Consider the following 19,021-nt stretch of genomic DNA (forward strand, 5'->3'; position numbering starts at 1 on the left):
TTTCCCCGCCGGTTTGCCGGGGGAAAACCCCCGCGCGGTCAGTCGTCGTCGAGTTCGATGCGCGCCATCGGCGCGGTCGGGGTCTCGGCGACGGCCATCTTGGCGGCCGAGTCGGTGGGGATGACCCCGCGGGCGAGGGCCGCCAGCGCCGCCTCGGTGCCCACGTCGCGTCCGGCCCGCTCGCTCAACAGCCAGCGGACCTCCAGCAGGTCGCAGTAGGCCTGGATTGCTGAACCGGTGTTGCCGATCGCGGCGTGCGCGCGGTGCATCCCCGGGGTGGCGACCTCCATCACCCACAGCCGCGCCGCGGTCGACTCGTCGACGTCGTGGCCGGCCTCACGGCTCAGCAGGCTCTGGTAGGTCCGCAGATCGCCGAGCAGGATCTGGGCCTGCCCCTCACCGACATCGAGTCCGGTCAGCTCGCGCAGGTGCTGTGCGTGATAGCGCCGGTCGCCGACCGCGACCCGCAGCTGCAACTGCTCGGACTCGGTGCTCAACGGTGCCAGCGCGATCTCGTCGACGGCGAAGCCGAGGTCGTTGAGCCTGCGGATGGTGCCCTCGACGTGGTAGCGGTCGGCCAGCGCGAACACCGGTTCGGCGTGCAGGATCGCCCAAAGTTGTTCGTAGCGACCGCGAATGTCGAGGGCCTCTTCGATCATCGTGTCCTCGAGCTCGGAGCGGCCGAGCTGCTCGACGAGGTCGACCATTCCGGCGGCGACGTTTTCCACCAGGATGTCGATGTCGTGTTCGCGCTGGCCGTCCGACAGCGACGGGTGCACCTCGCTGGTCTCGGCGTCGACCAGCGACGCCTGCAGCACCTGGCCGTCGCGGCTGAACAGCGTGTTGGCCAGCGAGCAGTCTCCCCAGAACACGCCGTGGCGGTGCAACTCGACCATCAGGTTGGCCATCGCGTCGAACAACCGGGCGCGGTGCTTGGGCTGATCGGGCGGCAGCCGCTTGAACAACCGCCGGTACTGCCATGACCCGTCGAGATATCGGGTCACGAGGATCGCGGTGTCGAACTGCGGTTGGCGCACCAGCCCGGCGGGCCGCACCGCGGGCAGCCCCATGTCCTCGAGCCTGCGCAGCACCGCGTACTCCTTGTCCGCGATCCGCGGCGGCATGTCCTTGACCGCCCACAGGTGGCCGTCGGCCTCGACGAACTTGACCAGGTGGCGGCTCGGGCCGACGGCGATGTCGCGCAGCGGTACGTCGGGCACGGTCCACTCCGACAGCGGGCGTTCCCACGGCAGGGTCAGCAGTTCGGCCGTGGGTGCGCGCAGCCGAAACTCGGGCACGCCGGTGGGCATGCCGTTCATGCTGCCAGCCGTGCCAGAATCGCGGTCGTGCAACTCGGAATGACGATGCCGGTGATGGAGCCTGATCTCGACGCGGCCACGCTGCAATCCTGGGCGCGGCTCATCGACGGCGGGCCGTTCTCGTCGCTGTGCTGGGGTGAGCGCATCGCGTTCGACAACCCCGACTCGATGACCCTGCTCGGGTCGCTGGCCGCGTGGACCGACCGGGTCCGGTTGGTGACGACGGTTGTGGTGCCGCAACTGCACGATCCGGTGATGCTGGCCAAGGCGCTGGCGACCGGTGACATGCTCAGCGGCGGCCGGCTCACGGTCGGCCTCGGCGTCGGAGGCCGCGAGGAGGACTACCGCGCCGCCGGCGCGGACCCGGCCACCCAGACCATCCGGGGCATGGCCGAACGCGTCGCGGTGATGAAGCGGATCTGGGCCGGTGAGCGGGTCACCGAATCCGTCGTCCCGGTGGGACCGCCACCGGTGCAGGCCGGCGGGCCGCCGCTCCTGGTCGGCACGATCGGGCCCAAGACGCTGCGCAGCGCGGCCGGGTGGGCCGAGGGCCTGGCCGGAACCACGCTCGACCTCGACGTGCAGCGGCAGAACGAACTGTTCGACGTCGCCCGCACCGCGTGGGCCGAGGCGGGCAAGCCCGCACCGCACCTGGCGACGTCGTTCTGGTTCGCGATCGGCCAGGGCGACGAACCGCGCGACCAGGTGCACCGCCACCTGCGCCGCTACATGAACTGGATCCCCGGCGACATCGTGGACGCGATGGCGCCCACCACGGGCTGGGCGGGCACCGAGCGTCAGCTGCTCGACGTGCTGCGCCGCTTCGAGGACATCGGCACCGACGAAATCCACCTGATCCCAACCAGTTCCGACATCGACCAGGTGCGCCGCGTGGCCGACGTCGTCGCAGCCTTCGCGCCGTAACTCAGGTCAGCAGCCGGGCGTTCTCCTCGATGAGCTCGAGGAGCGTGCTCCACGCCGCCTTCGGGGTCCAGTCCTTGCGGAACAATCCCATGTTCGCGGCGTTCGGGTCCGCCTCGTCGTTGTCCTTGATGGTCTGGATGAACGCCGGGCCCGCCCACGACTGGTTGCGCCAGCTGCGCAGGAAGTCGGCGATGTAGGCGGCCTGGCTGTCCTCGGACACCAGGTGCGACGGCTGGCCGTACTCGGTGGCCCAGATCTTCTTGTTGCCATCGCCGTTGGCGACCATCAGCTTGTAGATCTCCTTGGCCTGCCACAGCGGTGCGTTGACCGTCGAGCCACCCTTGGAGAACTGCATGCCGTACAGGTACGGGTGGAAGGCGATGGCGTCGAAATAGCCTGCCGCACCGGCCGCGTACATCTCCTTGATGAACCGCACCGGGCTCATGGTGATGTTCAGGAAGTCGATGACCGAGGCGACGGAACCGGCGAGCACGACCGCGCTCGGGTCGGCGGCCTTGATCACCGGGTATGCGGCCTTGAGCAGTTCGGCGTATTGCGCCGGGTTCGGGCCGGGCGCCCAGAAGCCCCAGTAGTTCGGCTCGTTCCAGATCTCGTAGGCCGAGATCTTGCCCGCATACCGGGCGGCGACCTTGCCGGCGTACTCGGCGAACTCCTCCACCTTGGCCGGTCGGCCCGACAGCAGCGGCACATCTTTCACCGACGCCCACACCGGCGGAGAGTTCAGCACCGCGAGCACCTCGATGTTGCGCGCGGCGGCGCCGTTGACCATCCGGTCCACCGCACCCCAGGTCCACACGTCGTCGAGGAACTCGACGCTCATCCACGGCACCAGGATGCGGATGTTGGTGACACCGGCCTCCTTCAACAGGTCCAGGGCGCGGTCGGTGTCGGCCTGGTTGTAGAAGTACATCTCCTGCGCGGTCACCGCGATCGTCGTGGCACGCTGGTCCATGTTCGACGCCAGCGGCGGCGCGATCTCGACCCGGACGGTCACCGTGGTCTTCAACCCCAGCGCGTCGGTGACGTTGACCGTGAACGTGTCGGTGTCGACGCCGGCGGTCTTGGCGGCGGCGTAGCGGGCGTCGACGTTCGGCACGTAGGTGAACGACCCCGTCGCCGCGTCGACCTTCACCAGTCCCTTGGTCGGACCGGTACCGAGGACGAAGGTCGGCCCGTCGGCGGCGGGCACCGCGGTCACCTTCCCGATCACGGTCCCGATCGCCGCCGTCGGGTTCGACGCCTCGTATCCGTTGCCGGACTGCGCAAGTGCGGGCGTCACCGTCAGGTTGAGCGTGACCGTCGCGGTGCCGCCGTAGCCGTCGGTGACGGTGACGGTGACGGTGTCGACCTTGGCGGCGGCCTTGGCGCCCGCCGCGCCCGCCGCTTGCCGCGCGGCCGCGGTCGGCGCGTAGGTGAAGTTGCCGTTGGCGTCGATCGAGAAGACGCCCTTCTTGCCGGCGGTCGCCGTGTAGGTCAGCTTGTCGGCGTCCCCGTCGGTGAACTTGACCGTGCCGACCACTTCACCGGTCGTCTCGTCCAGCGACGAGTTGACCGTCGGCGCAGCGGGTTTGGCGTTGACCGGGGTGATCGTCACGCTGACCGTCTTCTCGACGACGCCGCCGTGCCCGTCGTCGACCTTGACGGTGAACGTGTCGGCCTTCGCGGTGGCCGGTGCACCGAGTTTGGCGGCGTCGTGGCGGGCCGCAGCGGTCGGGGTGTAGGTGAACTTCCCGGTGACCGCGTCGAGCACCAGCGTGCCCTTGGCCGGCGGGACGGTCGCGGTGTAGGTGCGGGCATCTTTGTCGCCGTCGCTGGCCGTCACGCTGCCGGCGATCGCGCCGGTCGTCGAGTTCGGCTTGCCGACAGACACTTTCACGACCGGTACGGCGTTGGTGGGGGAGATGTCCACGGTGACCGTGGCGAGGCTGGTTGCCCCCCTGCCATCGGCCACGGTCACCGTGAACGAGTCGGTGGTCAGCGCGCCCGCGCCGACGGCGGAGGCGGCGTGCCTGGCCTGGGCGGTGGGGGTGTAGGTGAATGTGCCGTCGGCCTTGACCGTTACCTTGCCCCTCGCCGGGCCGGAGGCCAGGCCGTACTTGAGTGGATCGCCGTCGGGATCCACCGCGCCGACGTGACCGCTGACCGCACCCGTCTTCGTCACCGGTGCGCCCAGTTGTGGTGCACCGGCTTCGGGCGCGCTGTTGATCGGGGGCAGCGCGACGGCGTAGATGCGGCCGGAGCCGGGGTCGGTGACGTAGAGCTTGGTGCCGTCGAGGCTGGCGACGGTCCGTGACGGCAGGGACATCTCGGCCAGCGACGGGCGCGTGCTGACGGTGCCGAGCAGTGCACCCGTTGCCGCATCGAGGGCGGACACCACGCCGGCGGAATCGGTGACCAGCAGCGTGCTGCCGTCCTTGCTGACCGTGACCGCCGCGGGGACACCGCTCACCGAGTGGCTCGCGACGATCGACGTGGTGGCGGTGTCGATCACGTGGACCTTGCCGTCGGCCGCGGTGACGTACAACCGCTTGCCGTCTGCGCCGAGCGCCAACGACCCTGTGCCGTCCGGCAATTCGAGCACGGCCGTCGCGGCCTTCGACGAGGCGCCCAGCACCGCGATCGAGCCGACCCCGTCGGCGTTGCGGCTGACGACGTAGATCCGGTCGTCTGGGCCGACGACGACGTCGGTCGGGCGCGACCCCGCCGGCAGTTTGACCGTCGACGACGAGAACCACTTCAGGTTGATCTTGGTGACCGTGCCGCCGGTGAGGCTGGTCGCATACAGCGTCGAGGCGGACGCATTGACGGTGATCGCGCTGGGGGCGGTGACCTTGAACGTCTTGACCACCTTGCCGTTGGCGGTGTTGATGATCTTGACCGTGTTGCCTTCGGAGCTCGACACGTACAGCCGGCTGCCATCGTGTTTGACGGCGACGCCGTCGGGGGAGGCGCCGACGGCGTAGGTGCGCACGACCGCATTGGTGGTCGTGTCGATCACGGTCACCGTGCCCGCGGCCTTGTTGGTGACGTAGGCGTAGTTACCGGCGACCGCGATGCTGTGGGCGTTGTCGACCGCGCCGAGGTCGGTGGTCTTGGAGATCGGATAGGCGGCCACCGGGATGTCGACGACGGTGGCCACGCTGGTGGTGCCGTCGGTGACGGTGATCGTCATCGCCACGGTGTCCGCCGCGGCGGTGGTGGCGGCGTCGAGGCGCTGCGAGGTCGTCGGCGTGTAGGTGAATTTCGCTGTCGCAGCGTCGAACACGAGCTTGCCCGCGGCGGGTGCGCCGGTCACGGTGTAGGACAGCGAGCCACCGGCGAAGCCGTCGGTGACGATCTGGCCGGTGACGGCCCCGGTGGCCGGCAGCGGCGCGTCCAGCGTGACGCCGACGGTCGGTGCCGCGCTGTCGGACACGGACGTGGTCAGCATCGCCGCCGTCCGCGCGGCCGTGGGTTCGACGGTGGCGTCGAGCTCTCGGCGCGCGGCGGCGAGCAGCAGCCAGCCGAGCGGGTTGGTGGCCGGATCGCCGGGAAACGCCGCGAGGATCCGCGACACCAGCGGTGTGACAAAGGCTTTGACGACCGCGTCGGCGAACGTCGGCGGCTCGGCGGGCGCGCTAGTGGTCGACGGCTGCGCGGCCGTGTCGCCGGTGTCGGCCGAATCGGTGATGACCACGCTCGCCGGCCCCGGCTCCACGACCGTCTCTGCCGCCGGCGCCGTCGACGCCTGCACGGTGTGCGCGGACACATGAGACGCGGGCGTCGTGCTCGTCGCCGGCTCGGTCCGGTCGCTGGTGTCCGACCCTTTGTCGGCCTGCGCGGGTGCGGCGACCTCCGGCAGAACCTCGGCATTCTCGACATCGTCGGCGGTGCCGCCGTGCGTGGAGGTGTTCGCACCACCCGAGCTGGAGACGGTCACGCCGGGCGCGACCTCGACGGTCTGCGAGGTCGGCGATGTCGGGTCGTCGTCCTGGTCCGACGGGGCCGTGTCGTCGCTCGTGGGGGTTCCGGTCGGTGCGGAGTTTTCGGAGGCGGGGCCGTCAGCGTTCGGCGCATCTGCGGCTTGGCTGTCGGTCGGCGACTCCGATTCGGTTGCCGTGGTCTCGGTGTCCGCCCACGCAATTCCGGCGGGCGAGGCGACCGCGAAGCCGACTCCCAACGCGACCGCGAGCGCACCTACTCGCCCGACGTAATTGCTGTATCCCATGCGCCGGGACCCCCATCGTTCAGTGTTAGCTGGGCAATTGCCCGCAAGAACTCCCCCCGCTTGCACTGGGTTCAGCGCACCGGGAATTGACATCAACGTAAATCAAATATGCGCTTGTCGCGGGCGGTTTGCAAATGATCTTGTCCGTGCTGTGAACAGGCGATTTGCGCCGCCGCCGAATGCGTCGGGGACGATCAGTGATGGCAAAACTGTTTGCCGCGGTAATGCGACATAAGCCTGGTTATTGCGCCGGACAAACGCGCCCGTGGCAAACTTCGATCTTGATCTTGCTGATTTCGGTTACTCGACGGAACGAAATGCGGGCCGACGCCGGAATGGCGTTGCCGAGCGGTCCGGGCAGCGGTGTCGGGACACCGACAGGCGCCTCGCTAGTCTCTGACCGTGGCTACGAACTGGTCGCCGAGCCGACTCGGCAATCTGAGCGGACAGCGAATCATCGTCACCGGCGCGACCAACGGCGTGGGCCTGGCGACCGCAACAGCGCTGGCTCGTGCCGGTGCCCATGTGGTGCTCGCGGTGCGCAACCTCGAACTCGGCGCGCAACGCGCGGCCGAAATGGGCGGAGACACCTCGGTGCTCAGACTCGATCTGGCCGATCAGTCGTCGGTGCGGGCGTTCCCGGAGCTGCTCGACGGCGACGTCGACATCCTGATCAACAACGCGGGCGTCGTCGCGCAGAAACGCGCGGAGACCGTCGACGGTTTCGAGAACACCCTCGGCACCAACTTCCTCGGGCCGTTCGCGCTGACCAACCTGCTGTTCCCCCGGGTCCGGTCGCAGATCATCAACGTCGGTTCCGACGCGCACAAGCGGGCCACGATCGACTTCGACGACCCCCACCTGCGCTGGGCCAAGTGGTCGGCGTTCCCGGCGTACGCCCGCTCCAAGCTCGCGGTGATGCTGTGGGGCCTCGAACTGGACCGCCGTCTCCGCGAGGCCGATTCACCGGTGCGCAGTTACCTGACCCACCCCGGCTGGGTGGCCTCCAACTTGTCCAACGTCTCTGAGAAGCCTGTGATGGCAGCGCTTCACACGGTGGTCAAGGCCTCGGCGATCGTGCTCGCCAACGACACCGACGCGGGTGCCGCGCCGACCCTGTACTGCATGACCGAGCCGATCCCGCCCGGCAGCTACGTGGGCATCGACAGCAGGCTGGGCCTGAAGGGCGCTCCGACGCTCAGCGGCAGGGCCGCGGCGGCGTGCGACTACGAGGACGCGCGCCGACTGTGGGAGTTCGCCGAGAAGGAAACGGGCACAAGCCTTCCGCTGTAGCTACAGCTCGCTCGGCGGTTGGTTCAGCCGCTCCTTGTTCTCCTCGATGATGGTCTCGACGACGCCGAGCGCCAGTTTCCTCGACCAGTCCCACCGCCACAGTCCGAGGGACTCCTCGACCGGGTTCTCGATCTCCGGCGGGAGGTCGCGGATGGTGTGGATGAACGCCGGACCCGCGTAATCCAGGTCGCGCCAGGCCTGCAGGAAGTCCGCGATGTAGTAGGCCTGGTTCACTTCGGACTCCACCGATGCCGGCTGACCGTATTCGGTGGCCCAGATTTTCTTGTTGCCGTCGCCGTGCGCGGTCATCAGGGCGCGCATCTCGTCGAGCTGGTTGATCGGTGAGCCCTGCAGCCAGGCGCCCGTCGAGAACGGCGTCGTGTAGTGGTACGGATGGTAGGACAGCGCGTCGAAGTAGCCGGCCGCGCCCGCCTCGTACATCTCCTTCAGGAAGCGCACCGAGTCGGTGGCCCAGTCGCCCTCGTCGAGGATGGCGCCGATCGAACCGGCGATGACCACCGCGTCCGGATCGATCTCCTTGATCACTGGATAGGCGGCCTGCAGCAGCTTGGTGTAGTCGGCGGCGTTCGGCTTCGGCTGCCAGAACATCTGGCCGTTGGGTTCGTTCCAGATCTCGTAGGCCCCCACCTCACCCTTGTACCGGGTCGCCACCATGCCGACGTACTCCGCGTACTCGGCCGGGTCGGCGGGGGAGCCGACGAGCGGATCGGTGCCGGGTGTCACGGCCCACTCCGGCGGATGGTTGAGCACGGCGAGGACCTTGATGCCGCGGTCCCGCGCGCCGTACACTAGTCGGTCGGTGCGGTCCCAGGTCCACACGTCGTCCTCGGGTTCCACCAGGAACCAGGGGATCAGGATCCGGATGGTGTCCACCCCGGATTCCTTCATGAGGTCCAGACCTGTGGCGAGGTCCTCGTCGGAGTACCACCAGAACTCGGGGGTGGCCACGGCCACCGTCGTCGCGCGCTGGTCGATCGCCGACGCCGCCGTGTCCGGCGGAGCGACCGCCACCACGACGGTCGTGGTCGTGGTGCCGCCGTAGCCGTCGCTGACGGTGACGGTGAAGGTGTCGGTTGCGTTGCTCGGCGAAGCTGCTGCCGCGTAACGGGATTCGACGTCCGGCACATAGGTGAACGCGCCTGTCGCCGCGTCGACCTTGACCACACCCCTCGTCGGGCCGGTCTCCACCGTGTAGGTGAGGGCGTCGCGCTCGGGGTCGACGACGGACACGACGCCGGTCACCGTGCCGATCGCCAGCGTCGGATCACTCACCGTCGCAGTGGGGTTCGTCGGGGCCGCGTTGACGTGCCCGTACGGCCGGATCGTCAGGTTGAGCTTGTAAGTCGCCGTACCGCCGTATCCGTCGGTGACGGTGACCGTGACGGTCTCCTGCTTGTTCCATGGTGCGGCCCACGGCGATGACGCGGCCCGGCGCGCGGCGTCGGTCGGCGTGTAGGCGAACCGACCGTCCTCGCCGACGACGAGCGTGCCCGTCTTCGGGGCGGACACGGAGTAGGTCAGCGTGTCGTTGTCGGCGTCGGTCGCGGACAACTTGCCGGTGACGACGCCGCTGTTCGGGTTGGCCCACACGTCGGCCGCCGTGACGCCGGTCGGCTTCGAGTTCAGCGGGCTGACCTTGACGGTCACCGTCACCGGAACGACGCCACCGTGCCCGTCGTCGACGGTGAGGGAGAACGTGTCCTGTGTGGCCGTCGCCGGGGCACCGGTTCTGGCTGCCTCGCGGCGCGCCTCCGCCGTCGGTGTGTACGTGAACGACCCGTTGGGCGCCAGCGTCAGCGTGCCCTTGGCGGGTCCGCTGGTCACCGCGTAGCTCAGCGCATCCTTGTCGCCGTCGCTGGCGGAGATCTTCCCGGTGACCACCCCGGTCGAACTGTTCGGATTGCCAACCGTTTTGGTGACCGTCGGGGTTTTGTTGGTCGCCGAGATGTCGATCTCGACGGTCGAGTAGGCCACGCCGCCGCGGCCGTCGGACACCGCCACGGTGAACGAATCGGTCTTCAGCGACTCGTCGGCGACGGCCGCCGCGTGGCGCGCCGCGGCGGTGGGTGTGTAGGTGAACGTGCCGTCGGTCTTGAGCGTGAGCTTGCCCTTGGTCGGGCCACTGGTGACCGCGTAGGTCAGCGGATCCTTGTCGACGTCGGCGGCCACGATCTTGCCCGTGACGGCGCCCGTCGTCGTGTTGGGTGCGTGCGTGGTCGGGGCAGCGGTGGTGGGGGCGGTGTTCGGGCCGATGAGCGACACCGCGTAGACGGTGCCGGCGTCGGAGTTGGTGATGTACAACTGTCGGCCGTCCGGGGTGGCGGCCATCCTCGACGCCGCTGACAGTGGGTCCACCTCCGGACGGGTCCAGAACATCCGCAGCAGCTCACCGGTTTTCGGTTCCACGGTCAGCACCCAGCCGCGCTGGTTGACCGCGGTGACCATGGTGCCGTCGCGGCTGACGGTCAGGCCGGTGATCGGGTCCTCGCCGATGGTGTTGTACGAGCCGAGCACCGCGCGGGAACCGGTGTCGTAGACGGTCAGTGTGCCGTCGGCCGCGCCGACGTAGAGGCGCTTGTTGTCCGGACTGATCGCGATACTCGTTGGGGAGGCGGGTGATTCGGCGAACGCGCTGGTCTGGGTCGAGAACCAGGCGTACCGCGTTACGGAGACCGAGCCGGTGCCGTCGGGCTTGGTGCCGATGACGTAGGCCGTGGCGCCGTCCGAGCCGACCACCAGGCCGGTCGGCTTTGTCCCGGCGGGTAGCTTCGCGACGGAGTCGATCGAGTTGAACGTCGTGTTGATCCGGGTGAGCGTGCCGGAGTCCGTTGCGACGTACAGCACGTCGCCGCGCGGACTGATCGCCATCGCTTTGGGGGAGGTGACGGCGATGGTCTTGACGACGGCGCCGGTCGCCGTGTTGAGCACGGTGACCGTGTTGTTTTCCGCGCTCGAGACGTACAGGCGGGTGCCGTCGGGCTTGATGGCCAGCGCGTCGGGCGTCGGACCGGCGGCCAGCGTGCCGACGACGGTGTTGTTCACCGTGTCGATGACCGTCACGGTGCCGGCGGCCCGGTTGGTCACGTAGGCGCGCGTCGCGGTGGTGACGACGGCCGTGGAGTCGTTGATGGGGCCGATGTCGGCCAGTTTCGCGATCGGCGCCTCGCCCACCGGGACGTCGATGACCTGCACGACGTTGTTGGTCCCGTCGGAGACCGTCACCGTCATCGCGACCGTGTCGAGCTCGGGTGTGGTGGCGGCCAGGATGCGCTGAGCGGTCGTCGGGGTGTACGTGAACGTCGCGGTCTTGGCGTTGAACGTCACGGTGCCGTCAGCGGGCGCCGACGTGAGCTTGTAGGTGAGCTTGTTGCCCTCGGGGTCAACGGCGACGATCGTGCCGGTGACGGCGCCCGTCGCGGCGGCCGGCGAGTCGAATTCGGTCGATACCGTGGGCGACTGGTTGGCCGCGGCGGCCGCGGTGGTTTCGCCGACGTCCCTGCGGGCGAAGGCCGCGAACAGCCACGCCAGCGGCGACGACGTCGGATTGTCCGACAGCGCACCGAAGAACGCCGAGATCGCCGGCGCCACAAGGGTGTTGAGCGCGGTGAAGATCGAGGGCGGGGGAGTCGGCGCTGGGACGGGCGCCTGTGCTTCTTGATTCTCCTGTTCCTGCTGATCCTCTTGGAGGAGCGTGGCGGCGACGAACTGCTCCGCCGGTGCCTCGACCGGCTGCTCGACGGGTTCGCCGGCCGACCGGAATTGCGAATCAGGCACGTCCGCAGGTGTCGCCGCGGCCGACGGGCCGGAGACCCGGTTGGCGTATGCAGGTTCGGTCGGTTCGGCGTTGAGCGCGTCGTTCTTGTCGTTCTTGTCGACCTTTGCCGCCGGTTCGTCTACCTGCTCAGGCTCGGGATCAGGCTCCACCGTCGGCGGCGTCGCATCGTCCGGGTCCGACTCCACCGCATCGTCGAGTTCCTCGACCGGGTCGGTTTCCGGTTCCGGCTCGGTCGACTCGTCGCCGGCGGCGGCTTCTGGCTTCGTGGGGGAATCGGCCGACTGGTCGGCGGACGGGTTCGAATCCGCCGCGCTGCCGTCCGTCGGCTCCGCCCACACGACGCCGGCAGGCGACCCCACCGCGAACCCGATCCCCAGCGCGACCGCGAGCGCCCCGACTCGACCGATGTAGCCGCTGTATCCCATCCCGTACCCCCATTAGCTCAGTAACGCACGATCGACAATATCTCAGACGATGCGTCAATAACTGAAGCTCAGGGTAAACGGTTCGCGATTGTCGTTAGACGCCGCCTACCTGCGAGAAGTTCACTTACGTGAAGGATCAAGCAAATTTGCCCACGTCAGGCACGTTTCCGCCGGTCGAGGCACTGCGGAAAGTAGCTAAGCGAAGAGGTTAGCGGGTGTGGGTCAGGCGGTGAGCGCGTCGGGCGATTCGGGCAGCACCTGCCCGCCGTCCACCGCGATCGCCTGGCCGGTGAGATACCCGGCCTCGTCGGAGGCGAGGAACGCGGCGAGGTAGCCGATGTCGGCAGGGGTGCCGAGCGCGCCGGCGGGGATCGCGCGCGCCATCCCGGCGAGGTAGTCGTCGCCGAGGTCGGCGAGTCCTTCGGTGAGGATGTTGCCCGGCAGGATCGCGTTGACGGTGATCGCGTGCGGCGCGAGTTCGATCGCGGCGGTGCGCATGAACCCCAACTGCGCCGCCTTCGATGCGCCGTAGTGCGACCAGCCGGGAAACCCGGTGATGGGCCCGGTGATCGACGACGTCAGGACCACGCGGCCCCGGCCCGATGCGATCAGCGCGGGCAGGCAGGACTGCACGGCGAAAACGGTGCCCTTGACGTTGGTGTCGAGTACCTCGGCGAGCTGCTGAGGCGTCATCGAGGCCAGCGGCGCCTCGGGGAAGATGCCGGCGTTGGCGCACAGAACGTCGATGCCACCGAAGGATTCGATGACGGCATCCGCCATCGCGCCGCACGACTCGGGGTCGCTGACGTCGGCCTGGACACCGATCACCTTGCCGTCGCCGAGACCGTCGAGCGCCGCCACCGCGTCGTCGAGGTCGCCGGCCGACCGGGCGGAGATTGCGACGTTCGCACCGGCTTCGACGAAGACCGCGGCGATGCCGCGGCCGATTCCCTTGCTGCCGCCGGTGACGACAACCGACCTACCCGTGAGCGAGAACACGGCTCAAGTGTCGGTCACCGGGCGCGTCTTCGCAGCGCAGCCGTTGTCGGCTCCGGTTGCCGGTCAGGTGTTGAGGCACCAGGATTGCGAAGCCATGGACTCCGGGCAAGCCCGCGCGCTGGCCGATCTTGACGCGATCGGCCAGGGCGCGCTGGTCGCCGCCGGCGAACTCACGGCCACTGAGCTGCTCGAGGCGGCGATCATCCGGCTCGAGGCGTCACGGCCACTCAACGCCGTCATCACCGATCTCTTTGACCGCGGCCGGGACCAGGCCGCGGCGCTGGATGCGTCGGGTTCCGCGCGGCGGGGTGCGTCGGGTCCGTTGGCCGGTGTGCCGTTTCTGCTCAAGGATCTCGGTGCCTCGCTCGCCGGGACACCGGAGGCGATGGGGTCGCGGGCGTTGCGCACCCACGTCGCGACGCAGACCGACTGGGTGGTGGAGCAGTACCTGTCGGCGGGCCTCGTCGTCTTCGGCAAGACGAACACCCCCGAGTGGGGTAACCACTGCACCACGGAGCCTTCGCTTTTCGGCCCGACGGTCAATCCCTGGTCGCCGACGGCCACACCGGGAGGTTCCAGCGGAGGTTCGGCCGCCGCGGTGGCCGCCGGCGTGGTGCCGGCCGCCTCGGGCGGTGACGGCACCGGTTCGATCCGGGTGCCTGCATCGTGTTGCGGGCTGGTCGGGCTCAAACCGCGCCGCGGCCGCAGCTCGTTCGCGCCGGGCGCGGGTCACGGCCTGGAGGGCCTCGTCAACGGGCACGCGCTCACGCGGACGGTGCGCGACAGCGCCGCCCTGCTCGACGTCATCGCGGGCAGCGCTGACGGAGACCCGTATGCCGCCCCGCCGCCACCGCGCACGTACTTGGATGCCGTCGCGGAAAGGCCCACGCGACAACGCATTCTGACGACCACCGCCTCACCGTTCCCCGGGCCGTCGACCGACCCGGCGGTGATCGCCGCCGTCGAGGAGACGGCAGGTCTGCTCGGCGAGCTCGGCCATGCTGTCGACTCCGGCGCTCCCACAGTCGATTCCGATGCGGTGACCGACGCGATCGCGGTGCTGCACACGGTCAGCAATGCCCAACTGCACGCGCTCGCCACCGACCACCTCGGTCGCGAACCGGCCGAGGACGAGTTCGAGGCGAGCACCTGGGTGATGGTGCGCGAGGGCTTCACCACGACGGGGCTGCAGTACGCGCAGGCCATCGCGGCGATCCACGCCCAGACCCGCCGGTTCGCTTCTGGAATGGCCGGTTACGACGTGCTGCTGGTCCCGACGCTGCTGACGGCGCCACCGCCCTACGCGCTGCTGGATCAGCCGCGCGGCACCACGCGGGCGTTCTTCGACGTCGAGTTCGCGACGACGGGGTGGACATCGCTGGCCAATGTCACGGGCCGGGCGGCGATCTCGCTACCGCTGGGGATTACCGATGACGGACTGCCGATCGGTGTGCAGTTGATGGCACGCGACGAGACCGTGCTGCTGCAACTCGCCGCACAATTGGAGGCGGCGGCGCCGTGGGCCGATCGCCGGCCGCCGTCCTGGAGTGGGGCCTAGACCACCACGGCGTTGGCGGGGACGAAGTTGTAGGTCACCGTGTATTCCGTGGCGTCCTCGGGTGTGGTGATGGTGTGGCTCTGCCCCAAACCGTCGGACCACCCGACGTACACGAGTTGCCCGCCGTCGGCTGCCTGCGGCGACGGCGCGCTGACCACGCGCTCGACGCCCACGACCGCGTCCTCGATGACGTGCGAGCCGACATACCGGACACCGTCGACGGTGAACGCCGCATCCGGATGGCTGGCGGTGAACGTCAACTCGACCGTGTTGGGATGAATGTCCTTGAAGGTGGTGGTGGACAGGCCGCTGCTGTCGGTGACCGTCAGCGACACCCGGTAGAAGGTGTTGCCGAGCTGGTCACGGGTGCGGGGGATGGTGACGCTGCCGCTGGTGCCGATGATGTTGTCGCGGAACGGATGTGTGTGCTCGGCATGGTGGAACACGACAGTCCACTTGTATGCCTCCGGCGGCAGGGCACCGTCTTCGAGGTCAAAACCTTCGGCTTCGAAGGTGATGGTGTCGCCGGCGTCGTACTTGGCGGGCAGCGTGTCCTTGATGGTGGCGGTGGGCGCTGTGCTGCCGACGACGACCCGCTGGGTCGCCGTGCTCGTCTTGTCGCCGTCGGTGACCGTCAGCGTCACGTTGTAGGCGGTGTAGGCGCCGGTGGTGTTGGTGAACTTGATCGTCGGGTTCACCTCCTCTGAGGTGCGTCCGTCGCCGAAGGTCCAGCGGTACTGCAGCTGATCACCGTCGGGGTCGGTCGACTGGTCGGCGGAGAAATTCACCGTCAGCTCGCTGCCAGCACCGGAGGTGGGCGAGGCGGTGATGACGGCCGTCGGGCCCCGGTTGCCGCCAGAGGGCCGGATCACCGACAGCTGACCGGGATAGATGTTGAGCTGGTAGATGTTTCCGTCCGGGCTCTGGTCGAGTTTGACGGTGGTGCCGGCCTTGCTGTCGAAGGTCCGCTCGCTGATCAGGCTGGTGAACTCCTGGTCGAACGTCAGCTCCTTGATCCACCCGACCGAGTAGTCGGCGATGTAGACCTTATTGCGGTACTCGTCGGGAAGCGTTGTGCCCGTGTAGACGAGGACGGCGGTGATGGAGCCGGCGTTGGCGGGCGGCGCGGAGTGCGGGTAAGCGTAGATCGGGTTGACGTACTCGCAGTCGTCGCACTCGCCTTCTTCGGACGGCCAGCCGTAGTTGCCGCCGGGGGTGACGACGTTGAGTTCCTCCCACTCTGCTTCACCGACATCGGCGACCAGCAGCTTGCCGTTCGGGGTGAACGTGAACCGGAACGGGTTGCGGAACCCGGTGGCGTAGATCTGCTTGATGGCACCGGGAGTGTTGAAGTACGGGTTGGTGCTCGGGGCTTCGCCGTTGCGGTCGAGGCGCAGGATCTTGCCGTGAATGTTACTCAGGTCCTGCGCGTTATCGCCCTCGGTGTTGTCGCCCACCGCCCAGTACAGGTATTCGCCCTGCGGGTCGAATTGGAGTTCACCGCCGTGGTGGAAGTTGTTACCCAGCTCGGTGGACACCAGCAGTTCCTGCTCGCTCTGGTATCCGAGGGTGTCGGGGTCGAGCCGCAGCTTCGACAGCCGGTCGAAGTTGTCCGCTCCGGTGTAGGCCACGTAGATGGTGTGATAGCCCTCGGCGCCGATCGTCCAGAACTGCGGGTCGACCTCGATGCCGACGAGGCCGCGTTCACCGTCGGCCGTCACGGTCGGCAGGGTGGTCAGGGTGGTGACTGTGCCGTCGGAGGGGTTGTAAACCTTGATGGTGCCGGACTTTTCGGTGATGAAGATACGGTCGACGGTGTCGCTGTCCCCGTCGGCGGGAAGGAACGCGAAGTCCGTCGGCTCGGTGAGGCCGCCGACGACGACCACACGTTCGAGTTCGTCGGGCAGCGAGAAGGATTCCTCGCACTGCGCGAGGAACTGGCCGATCTGAGCCGAGAACTGGCGTCCGAACGGAGAATTGCCGAAGTCAGCGACGGCCTGGGTGATCTGCTGGGTGACGCCGTGGAGGAACTGTGCAACCGGGGTGCGGCTGACGAACTCGACGACACGAGTGGTCTCTCTGCGGGCCCATTCCATCACGGCCGCGATGAGCGGGTTGCCCAGCGGTGACATCGGGCCGCCGGGGCCGGCCGTTCCGCCGCCTCCGGTGAATACCGACATCGCGGCGTTGACGAGCTTGATCGTGCCGCTGATGACGTTGCAGACGCACGTCGTCACGGCGTCGCGGACCTGCCGCACGACCTGGTCGGGCGTGGGCAGCCGGAACGGGACGACCGGAACGTGGGTGACCGAGACGGCCTGTTCTGCTTGGCTTTCGGCGTCGGTGGTACTGCGATGGGTGTTCGCGGCCAGCAGTGTGGTGTCCTGCGTCGCGGTGTCGTCGGCAGTTTCCTCTGGCGCGGGTGAGGTGTCGTCGTTTCTGACGGTGGCTTCGGGGAGCGCCTCGGTCGATGAATCGTCGGTGCTGTCGTCGGTGCTGTCGTTGTCGGTGACCTCGTCGCTGGGTTCCGGTTCCTGCTCGGGCTCTTCGGCTTCCTCGTTCTCGCCGGCCTCTTCGTCTTCGGTTTCGTCCGGGTCGGCGTCTTCCTCAGGCGCGGCGTCGACGTCCTCCTCGCCGCTTGTCGGCGTCTCGGATGGTGATTCGGACTCGGCATCCGGATCGGTGGCGGAGGTGGTGCCCGAGGACGGACCGGGGTCGTTGGAGTTCGTATCGGAGGATTCGGCCCCGGTCGAGGACGTCTGCTCGTCAGCCCACGCGATACCGGGACTGGTGGCGACGGCGCCCGTCACGCCGAGCGCGACAGCAAGTGCCCCCACTCGGCCGATGTATCTGGCGTAACCGGAAATGGCCATGTGCACCCCCATAATTGACTGGCTCGTCACGGCGAAACGATTCGCTGGCTAACTATGGCACTCAAATTCGCAGTGCACGGCAAAACCCGCTGATCTGCATGTTCATCGCATACTCATGGCAATGGCCAAAGTGATATTGAAATTTGCTGAACATCAAGTGCCGGGCGGTTTATCCATTAAAGGACGCCTGGATGGCTTGATGGATGGATTGCAGTGAATGGTCGCGAATGGTGGGCGCCCCGGTTACGCTCGGCGCGTCACCAGCGATCGGGGGTGCGACATGCGAGTCGCCCGGATACTGACTGCGCTTCTTCTTGCGACCGCGACACTCGCAACGGCGCAGCCCGCGGTCGCGCAACCGCTCGACCTGGCCGCGCGGCTCGACCATGTGATCGAGGAGCGGCTCGCCCAGATGGGCGCTCCCGGTGCGGTCGTGAGCCTGTCGATCCCGGGGGAGATCGAGTACCTGAAGGCGTTCGGGGTGGGCGACACCACCACCGGCGCGCCGATGGTGGTCGATGCGCACACCCGCATCGGAAGCGTCACCAAGACCTTCACCGGCACGGCGATTCTGCAACTTGTCGATCAGGGCCGGATCCGTCTGAGTGACCCGATCTCTCAATACGTCGAGGGCGTGCCGTCCGGGGACGTGATCACCTTGGACATGCTGGGCAGGATGCGTAGCGGCTTGGCCAACTACACCGATGTCGATGCGTTCGTCGACCGCCTCTACCGTGAGTCGCCGTTGGGACCGGATGCTTTCGCGACGACGCCGCGCGAGCTCGTCGACCTCGCGTTTGCCCAGCCGATGAACTTCGCGCCGGATTCCGATTACGAGTACTCCAATACCAACACGGTGCTGCTCGGCATGGTGATCGAGAAGGTGTCGGGAGTTCCGCTCGGACAGTTCCTGCAGGACAACATCTTCGGCCCTGCCGGACTCACGCAGACGAGTTATCCGGTCGACGGCTGGCTGCCGGCGCCGTATTCGCACGGGTACAACAAGTCGCCGGCCGAGGCGATCGTCGACACCACGTTGTGGAACCCGTCCTGGGCGGACGCGGCGGGCAAGATCGTGTCGAACGTCTACGACATGCGCATCTGGGCGAAAACGTTGGGCAGCGGCGCGCTGCTGAGACCGGAGACACAGACGCAACGGCTCAGCGGCGGCTCGTCGGTGGTTCCGGGCGTCGACTATGCGTTCGCGATCTTCAACGCCCAGGGCTGGCGGGGCCACAACGGTGACATCCCGGGCTACGCGACGGTCGCGGTCTATCTGCCCGAGCGCGACGCAACGCTGGTGGTGTCTGTGAACTCCGATGTGGCCGAACCACATTCGGCCGGCCAGATCGCCTTTGTCGTGACCGAGCTGGTGACGCCGGAGAACCTCTACGAGCTGGGCCCGCAACCGCCCGAAATGATCGACGAGCCCGACGCCTGACGCGCCTGACCCGCCTGACTACCGATGCGACGCGCACCCGTCGGCGCGCGACCACGCAGGTCGTGAACATCAAAGCTCACGAGTGACGACGTACCACCTCGTGCGGGAAGTGTTCAGCGACGGGCTCTGGCACGGGCTAATCGAACGCGACCTTCGCGTGAGCCG

Annotated in this window: 9 protein-coding genes; 4 read left to right on the forward strand and 5 right to left on the reverse strand. The window is 68.1% G+C overall.

Annotated elements, in window-relative coordinates:
• Positions 1-38: 38 nt before the first annotated feature.
• On the reverse strand, positions 39-1,310 hold the full coding sequence (locus BLW81_RS15085) for a DUF4032 domain-containing protein (protein WP_083410560.1): 1,272 nt from the start codon (positions 1,308-1,310) through the stop codon (positions 39-41).
• A 48-nt stretch (positions 1,311-1,358) separates the two neighbouring features.
• Here BLW81_RS15085 and BLW81_RS15090 point away from each other — a divergent pair, with 48 nt between their 5' ends.
• Complete coding sequence (locus tag BLW81_RS15090) at positions 1,359-2,243, forward strand: LLM class flavin-dependent oxidoreductase (protein ID WP_083407865.1); 885 nt, start codon at positions 1,359-1,361, stop codon at positions 2,241-2,243.
• A 1-nt stretch (position 2,244) separates the two neighbouring features.
• On the opposite strand, the gene BLW81_RS15095 is transcribed toward BLW81_RS15090, so the two are convergent.
• On the reverse strand, positions 2,245-6,471 hold the full coding sequence (locus BLW81_RS15095) for a cadherin-like domain-containing protein (protein WP_157897702.1): 4,227 nt from the start codon (positions 6,469-6,471) through the stop codon (positions 2,245-2,247).
• 402 nt (positions 6,472-6,873) lie between these two features.
• On the opposite strand from BLW81_RS15095, the gene BLW81_RS15105 reads away from it, so the two are divergent.
• Positions 6,874-7,764, forward strand: a complete 891-nt coding sequence (locus BLW81_RS15105) for an SDR family NAD(P)-dependent oxidoreductase (protein ID WP_083407868.1) — start codon at positions 6,874-6,876, stop codon at positions 7,762-7,764.
• Here the strand turns inward: BLW81_RS15105 and BLW81_RS15110 are convergent, their stop codons facing one another.
• Together BLW81_RS15110 and fabG are read right to left on the reverse strand one after the other, a co-directional pair.
• Positions 7,765-11,985: a cadherin-like domain-containing protein gene (locus tag BLW81_RS15110; RefSeq protein ID WP_083407869.1), complete on the reverse strand. Its 4,221-nt coding sequence runs from the start codon at positions 11,983-11,985 to the stop codon at positions 7,765-7,767.
• Between the two features lie 222 nt (positions 11,986-12,207).
• A complete protein-coding gene (gene fabG, locus BLW81_RS15115; RefSeq protein ID WP_083407870.1) occupies positions 12,208-12,984 on the reverse strand; it encodes a 3-oxoacyl-ACP reductase FabG in 777 nt (258 codons plus the stop codon).
• Positions 12,985-13,078: 94 nt separating this feature from the next.
• On the opposite strand from fabG, the gene BLW81_RS15120 reads away from it, so the two are divergent.
• Complete coding sequence (locus BLW81_RS15120; protein ID WP_083410561.1) at positions 13,079-14,542, forward strand: amidase; 1,464 nt, start codon at positions 13,079-13,081, stop codon at positions 14,540-14,542.
• Here the strand turns inward: BLW81_RS15120 and BLW81_RS15125 are convergent.
• A complete protein-coding gene (locus BLW81_RS15125) occupies positions 14,539-17,415 on the reverse strand; it encodes a PQQ-dependent sugar dehydrogenase (RefSeq protein ID WP_235632010.1) in 2,877 nt (958 codons plus the stop codon). The genes BLW81_RS15120 and BLW81_RS15125 overlap by 4 nt on opposite strands.
• Positions 17,416-17,695: 280 nt before the next feature.
• Here BLW81_RS15125 and BLW81_RS15130 point away from each other — a divergent pair, with 280 nt between their 5' ends.
• Positions 17,696-18,856: a serine hydrolase domain-containing protein gene (locus BLW81_RS15130; RefSeq protein ID WP_083407872.1), complete on the forward strand. Its 1,161-nt coding sequence runs from the start codon at positions 17,696-17,698 to the stop codon at positions 18,854-18,856.
• Positions 18,857-19,021: the final 165 nt, after the last annotated feature.

This window comes from Mycolicibacterium rutilum, from assembly GCF_900108565.1.
GTDB classification, from domain to species: Bacteria; Actinomycetota; Actinomycetes; order Mycobacteriales; family Mycobacteriaceae; genus Mycobacterium; species Mycobacterium rutilum.